This window comes from Geopsychrobacter electrodiphilus DSM 16401 (assembly GCF_000384395.1).
GTDB classification, from domain to species: domain Bacteria; phylum Desulfobacterota; class Desulfuromonadia; order Desulfuromonadales; family Geopsychrobacteraceae; genus Geopsychrobacter; species Geopsychrobacter electrodiphilus.
This window is the reverse complement of record NZ_ARWE01000001.1, coordinates 2177944-2191298: the sequence shown is the minus strand read 5'-3', so window position 1 is coordinate 2191298 and position 13355 is coordinate 2177944. Positions and strand designations below refer to the sequence as shown.

Annotated in this window: 9 protein-coding genes; 2 read left to right on the top strand and 7 right to left on the bottom strand. The window is 51.5% G+C overall.

Features of this window, described 5'->3' with window-relative positions:
- Nucleotides 1-32: 32 nt before the first annotated feature.
- From D888_RS0110325 to D888_RS0110295, 7 genes are all read right to left on the bottom strand, one after another.
- Nucleotides 33-908: a carbon-nitrogen hydrolase gene (locus D888_RS0110325; RefSeq protein WP_020676477.1), complete on the bottom strand. Its 876-nt coding sequence runs from the start codon at nt 906-908 to the stop codon at nt 33-35.
- The gene (locus D888_RS0110320; RefSeq protein WP_020676476.1) at nt 905-1942 is read right to left on the bottom strand and encodes an agmatine deiminase family protein; all 1038 of its coding nucleotides are present in this window, start codon (nt 1940-1942) and stop codon (nt 905-907) included. The genes D888_RS0110325 and D888_RS0110320 overlap by 4 nt, the downstream gene beginning before the upstream one ends.
- Before the next feature lie 5 nt (nt 1943-1947).
- Nucleotides 1948-2517 carry a manganese efflux pump MntP gene (locus D888_RS0110315; RefSeq protein WP_020676475.1) on the bottom strand — a complete coding sequence of 190 codons (570 nt, stop codon included), beginning with the start codon at nt 2515-2517 and terminating at the stop codon, nt 1948-1950.
- A gap of 82 nt (nt 2518-2599) precedes the next feature.
- A complete protein-coding gene (locus tag D888_RS0110310) occupies nt 2600-3109 on the bottom strand; it encodes a peptidylprolyl isomerase (protein WP_020676474.1) in 510 nt (169 codons plus the stop codon).
- A gap of 275 nt (nt 3110-3384) precedes the next feature.
- The gene (locus D888_RS23125) at nt 3385-5829 is read right to left on the bottom strand and encodes a sensor histidine kinase (RefSeq protein ID WP_020676473.1); all 2445 of its coding nucleotides are present in this window, start codon (nt 5827-5829) and stop codon (nt 3385-3387) included.
- A gap of 83 nt (nt 5830-5912) precedes the next feature.
- Nucleotides 5913-8102, bottom strand: coding sequence for an EAL domain-containing protein (locus tag D888_RS21340; protein ID WP_020676472.1), 2190 nt, complete (start codon nt 8100-8102; stop codon nt 5913-5915).
- A 587-nt stretch (nt 8103-8689) separates the two neighbouring features.
- Complete coding sequence (locus D888_RS0110295; RefSeq protein ID WP_020676471.1) at nt 8690-9319, bottom strand: TIGR04211 family SH3 domain-containing protein; 630 nt, start codon at nt 9317-9319, stop codon at nt 8690-8692.
- Between the two features lie 499 nt (nt 9320-9818).
- Between D888_RS0110295 and D888_RS0110290 the strand changes: the two genes are divergently transcribed.
- Nucleotides 9819-10565, top strand: coding sequence for an acyl-[acyl-carrier-protein] thioesterase (locus D888_RS0110290; protein ID WP_020676470.1), 747 nt, complete (start codon nt 9819-9821; stop codon nt 10563-10565).
- Nucleotides 10566-10708: 143 nt separating this feature from the next.
- On the top strand, nt 10709-13348 hold the full coding sequence (gene pepN / locus D888_RS0110285; RefSeq protein ID WP_020676469.1) for an aminopeptidase N: 2640 nt from the start codon (nt 10709-10711) through the stop codon (nt 13346-13348).
- Nucleotides 13349-13355: the final 7 nt, after the last annotated feature.

Below are 13355 nucleotides of genomic sequence, written 5' to 3'. Positions count from 1 at the left end.
CTTCCATTGATGAAGCGCCCTTTTTTAGTTTGTCAGTCTCTAAAACGCTTCAGTAGGTCCGAATAAGCATCGATACGCCGATCGCGTAAAAATGGCCAGATTCTTCTGACCTGCTCACAGCGTCCGAGGTCGAGATCCACCAGCAGGGTTTCCGGGTCTTCACCGGCTTGACAAAGAAATTCGCCTTGCGGACCGCAGGCAAAACTCTTCCCCCAGAAGTCGATCTCGCCGGGACCCTCAGGTGCGAGCTCTTTACCACAACGATTGATCGACAGCAGCGGGAGGCCATTGGCAATGGCGTGTCCACGCTGGACGGTTTGCCAGGCATCGAGTTGGCGCTGTTTCTCATCTAATTGATCGGCGGGATCCCAACCGATAGCGGTGGGGTAGATCAAAATTTCAGCTCCAGCCAATGCCATCAGACGCGCCGCCTCCGGGAACCACTGATCCCAGCAGACCAGCACCCCGAGTTTGCCGACGGATGTCGGAATCGGATGAAAGCCAAGATCCCCTTCAGTAAAATAAAATTTCTCGTAAAACCCCGGATCATCGGGGATATGCATTTTACGATAGCAGCCAGCGATACTGCCATCGGCTTCGATGACCACGGCCGTGTTGTGATAGAGCCCGCTGCTGCGTTTTTCAAAGAGCGAGAGGACCAGCACAATCCCGAGCTCTGCCGCCAATGCGCTAAAAAGTTCGGTCGATGGACCGGGGATGCTTTCAGCCAGATCGAAGCGTCTGGCGTCCTCCGTCTGACAGAAATAGAGGCTGTTGTGCAGTTCCTGCAGAACCACGAGCCGTGCGCCTGAGCTTGAGGCTGTGCGGATTTCGGCACAGCTGTCGTCAATATTCTGTTGGAGATTCCCCGTACGTTTCTGTTGAAGCAGGGCGATTTTCAGGGTCATTTTAAAACTCCCTTGGGAAATTGCATGGTGACGCAATGCAAGGAGCCATGCTGCTCGATGAGAGCACGGCAGTTAACCGGAACGATCTGCCGTTCGGGGAATGCCTGCGCAATAACTCTGAGCGCCTCGGCATCCGCCGGATCCATATAGGTCGGAACGAGGACGGCATCATTGATGATCAGAAAGTTAGCATAGGTTGCCGGCAGACGGTTGTTATCTCCATCATAGCAGGGCGCAGGCCAGGGGAGGGTTAAAAGCTGGTACGGTTCTCCCGCTGCGTTTCTGAATCTGGCCAACTGCTCGCGCATCGCCGCTAACTCCGAATAATGTTCATCCGCCGGCTCCCCGCAGCCTTGAAAGATAATGGTGTTGTGCGGAACGAAGCGCGCCAGGGTGTCGATGTGGCTATCGGTGTCATCCCCTTGTAAAACCCCATGCTCTAACCATAAGATCTGTTCGACGCCAAAGAGACGTTTAAGCTTTGCTTCGATTTGCGTTTGGGAATATTGCGGATTGCGATTTTGCTCCAGCAGGCAGGCGCTGGTGGTGAGCAGGGTTCCAGCACCGTCGGATTCTATGCTTCCCCCTTCAAGTACCAGGTCGATCGATTGCAGTGGTGTGTCTCCAAAAGCGCCGGCCGCCGCAAGTCTTTGTGAGATTTGATTGTCCTGTTCGGCGCAAAATTTATTTCCCCAGCCGTTGAAAATAAAATCGAGAAGCTGCACCTTTGCATCGACCTGAACACCCAAGGGACCAAAATCACGCGCCCAGGTATCATTGTAGGGGAGTTGGTACAGATGGATCCGATCCAGGTTGAGTTTAGCTGCCTGCAGCTGACGGCGGACACTCTCTTCGTCATGAACAATCAATAGAACAACCTCAAAGCGGCTGATCTCTTTGATAATTTTTATAAAGGTTCGTTGCGCACTCGCAAGCTGATCGACCCAGTCGGTTTTTTCATGGGGCCAGGCAAGAAGTACCGCGTCCTGAGCTTCCCACTCGGCAGGGAGTCTGACTTTTTTTAAGCTTTTCATCTGCATTATCCGTTGAGCAGAGTGTGTTCAAGCAGAATTTTCAGGCCAATGCCGAACAACAGAAGACCACCGGCGAATTCAACCCTTGGCCCCCAGTTTCGGCCAATCTTGCGTCCGAGGAACATCCCGAGCAAAGTTAGGACCGCACAGACGAGACCAATGATTAACGCTGGGATAAAAATTGGGCTGCCGAGCATCGCCAGAGTCAGACCGACGGCCAAAGCGTCAATGCTGGTAGCAATCGAGAGCATGATCAGCGACCAGCCTCGTGTTGGATCCTTGGGTGCGGCATTCTTCGCATCCTGCCTGAGGGCGCCTTGACACATGCGCACGCCTATCACCGCCAACAGGGCAAACGCGATCCAGTGATCATAGGCCTCAATGGTAGAGCGCAACCCGCGCCCGGCCGCCCAGCCGAGCAGGGGCATCAAGGCCTGAAACAGCCCGAAATGAAAGCCGAATCGAAACAGGTGTCTTCCGGTCAGTCGGGGCAAGATCAGTCCTGCCCCAAGGGCAACCGCAAAGGCGTCCATGGCCAGCGCCATGGCAATCCCAAGCAGGGTGAATAAATCCATCGATTATCCCGTAAAAGAAGGCCGCCCCAAGGAGGCGGCCCGCAGCGATTCGGCTAGTCTGACAATCTCGCGATCAGAACAATCAGCTACAGACGCTGACCTTTTCGATGACAACCGCCTCTTTAGGGACATCCTGATGTGGGCCATGGCTGCCCGTCGGGACCTTGGCTATTGCATCAACCACATCCATCCCGGCGGTCACCTTGGCAAATACGGCATATCCGTAGGCGTTAGCGGCTTGACCCTTGTGATCGAGAAATGCGTTGTCGACCAGATTGATAAAAAACTGGCAAGTGGCGCTGTCCACGACTTGTGTCCTGGCCATCGCCAGGGTCCCGCGCAGGTTCTTCAAGCCGTTGGAGGCTTCATTCTTGATAGGCGCCCTGGTCGGTTTCTGGTTCATGTCACTGGTGAATCCACCCCCCTGGATCATGAATCCAGGGATGACACGGTGAAAAATCGTGCCGTCGTAGATTGCGTCCTTGGCATATGCCAGAAAGTTTTCACTGCTGAGCGGGGCATTCTCACCATCGAGTTCAATGGTGATTTCGCCCATGCTGGTTTGTAAAATAATAGAAGTGTTTTGACTCATTGAATGGTCTCCTGAAATTTTTCTCAAGGTTATTGGGGCGCTTAAATATCAGTAATGCCACGATGGTGGGTTGGTCAGTCCTACAGATAAACAAAACTTAGTTTAGGGACACACCTATGACTCTGGCAACTGCTTGGTGAGACGAAAAGATGAACGATTCGCGCCAGCCTGTCAATAGTTGAGGGCTAAGCTGTTGACGGCAGGGATGTTTTATTGAATGCGCACAAAATTATGTTCTTGCAGTATGTGAAAAATAAGGAAATTCTTCACCGGGCTTAGTTTTGTTTTTTTTGAGTTATGTTTGAAGTCGGTGGTTGCCCTAACGGTAGATGGATCGTGAAAGAACAGCCCTTGTTCGGCTCACTGTCAACTCTGAGCTGGCCGCCATGAATTTCGGTCACAATGAAATAGGTGACAGAAAGACCGAGACCAGTTCCCATCCCAATATCCTTAGTGGTGAAGAAAGGTTCAAAGATGCGTTTCTGGATATCAGAACTAATCCCCGGGCCGTTGTCTGACAGACTGATGACGAGCATCTGCTCCTCTTGCCCAACGCGCAGCCTGATCTGCGGCGGGACTTCATCTGGAGCTCTGGTTGAAAGGGCCTGAGCGGAATTTTGTAACAGGTTGAAAAAAACCTGCTCAATTTGTCCCGCATTGCAAAAAATTACAGGCAATTCTTCAGCGTAGTCGCGAATTATTGTGATCTGCTGAAAATGGTGATGCTTTTTTAAATTATAATCTTTCTTTGCATGCTCAATGGCTTGTTCCAGCAATTCCGTGATTTTCTGAGCTGATTTACTCGGATCATTCCCCTGGGTAAAGTTGAGCATGCTTTTAACAATTTCGCCAGCACGTTGTCCGGAATCAAGAATCGTAGTGACCATATTGGGGATCTGACGCTCATTAAGGTAGCTGTTTATGCTCTCGAGTGGAATGCCGAGATTCTCTGCGCAGCTGATGTTTTTGGGCATCTCTGGCGAGAGCCGTTGCTTTATAATCTGTGCGCTCTGAATAATGCTGGCCAGCGGGTTGTTAATCTCATGGGCCATTCCGGCAGCCAGGCCTCCAACCGAAACCATTTTCTCAGTCTGCATGATCATTTCATCGAACCGAGTGCGTTCGGTGACATTATCAATTCGAATCACAGCTCCTCCGCCCTGTTCAGCATCCAGAGGATAAATCATGACATCCATCAGTTGATCAGATGGGTTGGCAGGCCAATTCACGTGAGATAGCTTTTGCGGGGTCTCTTCGCGCAGCGTTTGTTCGATAGCAACGCGGACCGGTTTCAAACAGGGGAGGGCTTCATAAAACGGATCGCCTTTAACCTGTTCCAGAGAAAGATCACTGATTTTTTGCGTTTCAAGGTTCCATTGGGTGATCCGTCCCTGACGATCAATACCGATAAGCATCGACGGCATGGCGTCAATGATGCCGGTAAGGAGTTTCTGAAGGCCTTCGGCTTTCAGCTGGGTGCGGGTACGTTCTCCTATTTCTCTTTGCAGTAAATCATTGGTTAGTTCCATTTCCTGAGTACGCTCTTTGATTTTGACCTCAAGGCTTGCACGCTCCTGTTTCAGCAACTCTTCAACCTGTTGACGAGCTTCCTCATGCTCTTCAAGAGCCGCAGCCATGCCGTCAAAGGTTCCAACCAGACGTTTAATTTCATGCCCGTGATAATCTTCGAGAGAGATCCCTGAAAGTTTTTGTGTGACACCGGCGACCCGTTGACGTAGTTCATTGAGAGGGTTCAGGAGCAGGCGCACTAACCAGAGACTGAAGGGTAAGAGCAGCGCGAGCATGATCAGGGTTAAATGAATAACCTCCTGTTTTTTTTGTTGTAAAATTTGTGAGATATGGCCCAGCCCGATTTCTGTAATAAGCACAAACCTATGGGTGCCGATAGTTAATACCTTGAAATGGTAGTGGCGGTCATGTTGCAAGTTGATCTCGGGGTGTATCGGGGTCCCATCAAGAACCTGTTCAATCACGATGGGATCAAAGTTTAAATGGTCGAGTACAATATTAGTGCTTAATGCTTGAATCCCATTGCGGTCAGCGATCGCTAGATTCATTTGATTTTGCGATGCGTATTCGTTCAGGACAATATTCAGTCCCAGTGTCAGCACCAATACTCCCCTTGTGCGCTTGCCTTCACGGAGAGGGACAAGAGATCTGAGCCTCCAGAGTTTCCCCTCCTTGATAATATTGCTAAACTCAAGTCCTTTGAGAGCGGCGGCGATATCGACATCGGCGGAGTTGATAATTGAATTATTCCCGTAATTGAAAATTTGTCGACCTTGATCATCAAGCAAGGAGACATTTTCCTGCCTGAGCTCGTAGTCATTATGGATCAAAAGACGGTGGAGTTCAGTCCCGAAATCTTTGCGGTGAGGATTGTCCAAAATTCGATAGATCTCCCGCCGAATGTTATATTGTCCGGCGATTGATCTGTTGTCGTTCATCAGGGTATCAAGCTGATTCTGCAGATACATTTGGATGGGGGCACTGACAGTTCGCATCTGTACTTCAACCTGCTGGATGAGGCTCTGTTGCAGGGCCCTTCGGTGAACATAATAGCTGACCCAGCTGGTGCCGACGATGACTAATACAACGATAAGCAGGAAGGGGAAAAGTAAAGACTTAAACGGAGCGCTCGCGCGATGAAGTAAGTGCTCGCTTTTTTTTTCAGGGAGTGAAGGTTGTTGTCGTGTCACCTTGAGTGCCCCCTGTATTGCACGAGGAGTACGCAGAACTGGAACTTATTGCAGCACAGTTTGAATGGTCGACTCATCCCGCGTCAGTCAAGGGGGAGTGGCTTGTTGGAGGCCAGCATGCTGGTGAAGGCAGCCTCAGGAATAGGGCGACTGAAATAGTAACCCTGATAACCTCTGCAGTTTCGCTGGTTGAGAAAGTCAAACTCAAAATCAGTTTCTACCCCTTCGGCGATGACACGTAAGCCAAGATGGTGGGCCATGGCGATGATCGTTTCAACAATTGCGGCGTCACCGGCATCGGTTTGAATGTCACGCACAAAGGATTGATCGATTTTGATGATATCGAGGGGCAAGCGTTTAAGGTAGGCAAGCGAAGAGTACCCGGTGCCGAAATCATCGATTGATAATTCGATTCCCATACTCTTGAGACCCTGCATTTTTTCGATTGTATCGTTGATATTGTCGATGACCATGCCTTCGGTCAGTTCCAGTCCCAACTGCTGTGCATCTGCCCCGGTCTTGGCAACGACCTGATGAATCTGGCTGATGAACCCGGGTTGACGAAACTGACGTGGGCTGACGTTGACAGCGAGGTGACCAATTGAGAGTCCAGCGTCACTCCATTTTTTGATCTGCCAGCAGGACATCTCCAGAACCCAAAGTCCGATGGGGAGAATCAACCCGGTCGCTTCCGCCACCGGGATGAAATCGGCGGGCGAGATAAAGCCCTTTTCTGGATGCTGCCAGCGCAGTAAGGTTTCGGCACCAACTATCTGCCCTTTCCCATCGACCTGAGGCTGAAAATACAGCTGCATTTCATTGCGTTCCAGGGCGAATCGCAGGTCTTTTTCGATACTCAGGCGCTGATCGGCGGCAGCTTGCATGCTGGGCAGGAAAAATCGGATTAAATCGCGCCCATCATCCTTAGCACGGTACATAGCAGTGTCGGCATGGCGTAAAATATCATTGCCATCTTCGTTAGGATCATCGTCCGACGGGAAGATAGCCACACCGATGCTTGGGGTAATGTGCAGGTCGTGACCGAGCACCTTGTAGGGTTGTGACAGGTGCTTCTGAACCTGTTCGGCCTTGGCCTGGGTCTGGGACGCGGCGGTGGACGGTTCTGTCCCCATATCGGCCAGCAGCATGATGAACTCATCTCCTCCGAGCCTCGAAACCGTATCTTCGAGCCTAAGGTCACTGGTCAGGCGACGAGCCACTTCTTCAAGCAGGGCATCGCCGACATGGTGCCCAAGTGAATCATTAATGTTTTTGAAACGGTCAAGATCAAGAAACAACATGGCACCATAGTGTTTGTGGCGCCGGGCACGGGCAAGGTCGCGTTCAAGGCGGTCGATCAGCAGTCGGCGGTTTGGCAGGTCGGTCAGTGCATCGTAATAAGCAAGGCGCTCAATGTGGGCCTCGGCGAGTTTGCGCTCGCTGATGTCGCGGAGGGTGCCACATATAATGGAAGGCCGGTCTTCCCGGGCCGCTATGAGTCTTGCATTGATTGAGCAGGGGATAATCCGCCCGCCTCTGTCTCGAAGTTGGAGTTCATAGTCGGAGACATAGCCCTGCTGTTTAAGGTCGTCGATGAAGCGTTCCCGATCTTCACGGCGGGGATAAAATTGCCAGACATTGTCTCCGATAAGTTCTTTGTTTGTGTAGTCGGAAATGCGGTTGATCGATGGACTGACTTCGCGAATCTCGCCATCGAGCAGAATCTCAAAATAGACATCCTGAAGATTTTCGTAAATTGAACGATAGCGCTCTTCACTCATCTTGACCTGATAATTAGTGTTCTTCAGGTCCTCCATTGTCTCTTGCAGATCTTGAGTGCGGGAGATTACTTCTTCTTCGAGTTGGGTCTGATAGGTACGATTCTCGCGAATGAGACGCGCTCGTTCCAGCGCTTGTTCGACAGCATGGTGCAGGGTTGAGAAATTTTGGATCGGTTTTAACAGGTAGTTCCAGGCGCCGCATTGAACCGCCTCGATGGCATCGCTGATCACCCCGGTACCCGACACGACAATGATCGGAGTATCGGGAGAAGATTCACGTACTCTGGACAGAACCTCCAGACCATCAACTTCAGGCATCCGCAGATCGCACAGCACCAGATCCGGTTTTTCACTGGTAAATAACGCAAGTCCTTCGCGACCGTTTTTCGCTTCGAGCACTTCATAGTCGAAGTCCTCGAGATAGAGGCGAAAGCTTGTGCGGATGCTCTCTTCGTCATCTATGGTTAGAATACGGATTGGCCCGTTGCTCATCAGGGTCCCTTCACGCGTAACATCAGTTGCCAGGGTTGGCTTTGAAGCTGCGCCTGTGGTTGATATTGTCGGTTGTGTGACAAAACGGGGGTTAACGCCAGCGTTTTAAGCATGTTTTAAACATTGAGTTAAGCTCACGAAGAGAGTTTAACACAAAGTTGGCTCGCTGAAATAAAAATTGAAACAAAATGGATTGTCCCGGTAATACAAATTCTCGAATGATTTAGCTCCCGAAAAAAAGTTAGAAATCACCTGTCAATCGTTGTCGTTTGTAGCACCAAGGTAAAAGATGCTTGACTTGCCATTGATCTGGAGACATGCAGCTTTGCAGATTGGGGGTCTCTCGGGAATTAAAGTTGCTGGAATTTGGAATCCGCGCGGTCAATATGGGCAGGCACAGGTTGCGGGAAGGTCGAAGGCGAAGGCAAAGCGGAACCCCGATCACAGCCATCCGCGACCGGGGATGGTCCGGCGGCGGAGCGGTTGACTGCGCCTGAAGAGGAAACCGAGGAACAGACTCGGAATATATTTGAACGGAAAGGGGGACCGCAGAGAGGAGCCCAGAAGAGGTATATTAAACGACTTGTTTAAAAGTTCCGTTTTTTCTTACGCGAGATTTTACCGAGGAGCCAGCCCAGCAAGAGGACGCCGGCTCCGGCTAGAAACCACTTGATCACACCCGTTCTCAGATAGAGATCATTCTCTTGTTTGAGCTGCTCCATGCGGCTGACCAGATCGCTGTTTTCTTGTTGGAGCAGGTCGCGTTCCCGCGTGATCTGCAGCACGTTGGCCGAACTGTTTTGCAAGGATTTGTACTCTTTCTGAACCTGAGCTAACTCTTTTTCAGTTTTGCCCAGAATTTCGCCATTACTTTTACTGCTGTCCAGGTTTTTTGAGAGTTCTGTGACCTGTTGTTTCAGTTTTGTATTTTCATTGTTGAGGCGTTCAATTTGCACGGTCTTTGGCAGGTCCGTGCTGACGTATTGGCTGCGCACATAGCCCTCAATGCCTTTAGCCGTTCGGATATGAACGTACTCTTTGAGGTCATTAAGGACTTCAAGCGGCTCGCCGGTCACAACCGTGGTCAAAGTGGCAGCATCGTTAGTCGGAGCATTGCGCACAGTAACGACCAGGAGGTCAGAGATATAGCGCGTTTCGGCAAAAGAGGGGCCCGCTAAAAAGGTCAGCAGGCACAGTGCTGTCACGAGCGTTTTCATTGGGAAAGTCCTTGTGAGCTGCAGTGAAGAGATAAAGTGTCAGAAATATGCCCGATCATATAGGCAATGAACGTGCGATTTCAAGAATTTATCTGACTTTCAGGTCTCGTTTGATGGTGGGGCACTCAGGGCTACATAGAAATTATTAAGTTACAGTTACACAACACGCTGAATATAAACGATAAAATCTTTTATCCCCGGTCTCATCCCGGTTGGTACCATGCATATTTATTCATGTCATCGTCGAAATAGAGAGTGGCTGATCAGGGGGTAGTTGTCTGGTCCATGTTGAGGATGCCGCGCTTAAAACCGTCGGGGACTTCTGCCCCCGTCTGGTCGGTGTATATATTCTCCTGCCTGGGTTTTAGGGCAGATATTAAGTACGATTTGATCCTAACTTGATGAAGCAAAGTGAAAACTCTGGTTCGTTTTATTTGTGTTAATATCCCGCGGAGTGATTTTTGCTTTATGAACTTCAGCGAGACGTGGAGACTGTTGGATGAGCGACGGAAAATTCCAAAAATCGTATTCTATCCGGTATTTCGAACTTGATCAGAAAGCCGAATTGCGTTTCGGCGTGCTGCTCGACTTTTTGCAGGATATAGCCGGCGAAGACGCAGTTCGGCGAGGGTTCGGGGTTGAGCAGTTGTTACCCCGCGGTCTAACCTGGATGCTCAGTCGCTACCGTATTACACTGAATGCGGTAGCTGGTTTGGGTGATTGCATCCAGATCAGGACCTGGCCCTCGATCCACAAGGGACTTTCAGCATGCCGCGAATTTGAAATTTTTTGTAACGATGTCCAGATCGGAGCCGCCAGCAGCGCCTGGATGTTGATCGACCTTGAAACCCGCAGGCCAGTGCGACCGCGTGATCGACTCGGCGAGGTGGAACTGATTCATGAGCAAGTCTTTGCTGAGCCGTTAATGGCGATTAAATTTGCCAGGCAACCTGAGATCGGGGTTAATTTTCGCGTACGGCGTGCCGACCTTGATTTGAATTGCCATGTTAACAATCGGGTCTTTTTTGACTGGGCCGTTGAAGCTCTGACGGCTGAAGCAATCGAAAATCAACGGCTGCAGCAGGTTGACATCAATTATTTGGCCGAGGCGTTGGCGGGAGACGTGATTGTGTCATATACGGTCGAGGACCCCATCTTCAACGGAGCACTCTGGTCGCACCTGATACGTCGCGTTGCGGATGGTAAGGATCTGGCGAAGTTGCAGTCCCTGTGGGTTCCGCGCTGATAACTTTGCCTGCAGTCAGTCATTAAATTTTGTACGGCTCCTGTCGCCACGCTGGAATGCCAGTCCTACAAGTGGTATTCTCAACCCTCGTTACTGCCACTGACGAAAGTCCTTTCTGCCTGCTTAGCGAAAAAAGACGACTCATGACCAAAATTAAAAATTCAGTCCCTGAAACGATCTATTTAACTGATTATCAATTTCCTGCCTATCTGGTTGAGAGCATCGATTTAACCTTTCAGTTGGAACCCTCGGCCACCCATGTGCGCTCGCTCGTACAGTTTGTCCGCAACCCTGAGTGCAAACCGGCGGCACCTCTATGGCTTGACGGCGAGAACCTCAGATTACTCTCGCTGCGGTTGGATGGCGTTCAGCTCGAGTCGACCGCGTATCGGCTGACTGCTGCGGGGATCGAGATCGCTGATGTGCCACCGGCGTTCACCCTCGAGGTTGAAACCGAGATTGACCCCGCGGGGAATTCTGCCCTCGAGGGGCTTTACCTTTCGAGCGGGAATTTTTGCACCCAGTGCGAGGCGCAGGGGTTCCGTAAAATTACCTATTACCCGGACCGTCCGGATGTAATGGCTCGTTTCCGGGTCCGGATTGAGGCCGAGTTCAGCGCTTACCCGATTTTGTTGAGTAATGGCAATCTCATTGGACAGGGACGCCTCGAAGACGGGCGTCATTTTGTGCAATGGGAAGACCCCTTCCGCAAGCCGAGCTATCTTTTTGCCCTGGTCGCCGGCAATTTGGCATGCATCGAAGACCACTTCATCACTCGTTCGGGGCGTGAGATCCTGCTGCAGATCTATGTCGAGCACCGCAACCGCGAATTCTGTGATCATGCCATGCTCTCGCTCAAAAAAGCGATGAAATGGGACGAAGAGGTTTACGGTCTCGAATACGATCTCGATCGTTACATGATCGTGGCAGTCGATGATTTCAATATGGGCGCGATGGAGAACAAGGGACTCAATGTCTTTAATTCAAAATATGTGCTGGCGCGGTCAGAAATCGCCACAGATGTAGATTTCCTCGGCATCGAGGCGGTCATCGCCCATGAGTATTTCCACAACTACACCGGCAACCGTGTGACCTGTCGCGACTGGTTTCAACTTAGTCTCAAGGAGGGGCTTACGGTCTTTCGCGATCAGGAGTTCTCGGCCGACCTTAACTCGGCGGCGGTTAAACGAATCGACGACGTGCGCATCCTGCGCCAGAGTCAGTTCCCGGAGGATGCCGGTCCAATGGCTCACCCGGTGCGCCCGGCGTCCTATGTTGAGATCAATAACTTTTACACCGTGACGGTCTACAACAAGGGCGCCGAACTGATCCGTATGCAGCAGGCGTTGCTTGGTAAAGAACAGTTCAATCGCGGTGTGCGACACTATTTGAAGAAACATGATGGCCAGGCGGTGACGACTGATGATTTTGTCATCGCCCTCGAAGAAGCCGGTGGTAAGAATCTGGCCCAATTTCGCCGGTGGTATGCGCAGGCCGGAACTCCAAGGGTGACCCTCGAAGCGCGCTATGATGCTGAGAAACAGGAATTCAGGCTGCTCTGCAAGCAATATTGTCCGCCAACCCCTGATAAGAGTGCGAAATATCCGTTCCAGATTCCGCTGGCCGTGGGCCTGATTGCGGCGGATGGTTCGGATTTGCCGCTGACGCTGACCGGGGAGGCGGTCTCTGACCTGACGACACGCGTTCTGGATCTGAATCAGGCGGAACAGGAATTTGTCTTCACCTGCGTGCCTGAGAAGCCTGTTCTGTCCCCGCTGCGCGGATTTTCGGCGCCGGTGATTCTGGAATATCCGCAGCCGGATGCTGAGCTGGCTTTTCGCATGGGCCATGATTCGGACCCCTTCAACCGCTGGGAAGCCGCCCAACTTCTGGCCAAACGTGAACTCTTGTCGGTCCTCGAGATTGAGGAGCCGAATGTCTTAAGTGAGCTGTTTGTGAAGGGGTGGATTCAGGCCCTTGGCGATCGTAGCGCCGATCCAAGTCTGTTGACACAACTGCTGATCCTGCCGTCGGAAGTCTATCTGGGTGAACAGATGGGAATCATCGAACCTGGACTTATTCATCAGACCCGCCAGAAGGCTCGGCGTCAACTGTCCGCCGCCGCTCCGGAACTTTTGCTGGCCCGCTATCGCGAAGGGCGGCAGACCCGGGCCTATGCCCTTGATCCGCAGCAGGTCGGCGGTCGCAGCCTGAAAAATCTTTGTCTGTCACTGCTGATGCTGGATGAAAACCCGCAGGCGGTCGAGCTCTGCTTGCAGCAGTATGAATTCGCCGGCAATATGACCGATCGTCTGGCGGCCCTGACCTGTCTGGCTTCGAGCGCCTTACCCCAGCGCCAGACGATTCTCGATGATTTTTATCAGCGCTGGCAGAAACAGCCGCTGGTGGTTGATAAGTGGTTTACCCTCCAGGCAACCGCTGATCGCGAGAATGTTTGCAATGATGTAACGACGTTGCTGCAGCATCCAGCCTTCACGCTTGAAAATCCGAATCGGGCCCGCAGCCTGATCAGTTCGTTTGCGGCGGGCAATCCGGCCGGCTTTCACCAGGTCGACGGGGCCGGATACCGTTTCTTGACCGAGCAGATACTTCATCTCAATCAGCGGAATCCTCAGTTGGCCGCGCGTATGGCCCTGCCTCTGTCTCGCTGGAAACGTTTTGAATCGGTACGGAGCGGTTTGATGCGAGATCAACTCGTGCAACTTCAACAGCAGGAGTTGTCACGCGATCTTTTTGAAGTTGTCAACAAGAGCTTGAAGTAGCGAAGGC

Excerpts from the sequence above, each read along its gene's own strand:
- D888_RS0110325 (WP_020676477.1), bottom strand. The coding sequence starts at position 908 with ATGACCCTGAAAATCGCCCTGCTTCAACAGAAACGTACGGGGAATCTC.
- D888_RS0110320 (WP_020676476.1), bottom strand. The coding sequence starts at position 1,942 with ATGAAAAGCTTAAAAAAAGTCAGACTCCCTGCCGAGTGGGAAGCTCAG.
- D888_RS0110315 (WP_020676475.1), bottom strand. The coding sequence starts at position 2,517 with ATGGATTTATTCACCCTGCTTGGGATTGCCATGGCGCTGGCCATGGAC.
- D888_RS0110310 (WP_020676474.1), bottom strand. The coding sequence starts at position 3,109 with ATGAGTCAAAACACTTCTATTATTTTACAAACCAGCATGGGCGAAATC.
- D888_RS21340 (WP_020676472.1), bottom strand. The coding sequence starts at position 8,102 with ATGAGCAACGGGCCAATCCGTATTCTAACCATAGATGACGAAGAGAGC.
- D888_RS0110295 (WP_020676471.1), bottom strand. The coding sequence starts at position 9,319 with ATGAAAACGCTCGTGACAGCACTGTGCCTGCTGACCTTTTTAGCGGGC.
- D888_RS0110290 (WP_020676470.1), top strand. The coding sequence starts at position 9,819 with ATGAGCGACGGAAAATTCCAAAAATCGTATTCTATCCGGTATTTCGAA.
- pepN (WP_020676469.1), top strand. The coding sequence starts at position 10,709 with ATGACCAAAATTAAAAATTCAGTCCCTGAAACGATCTATTTAACTGAT.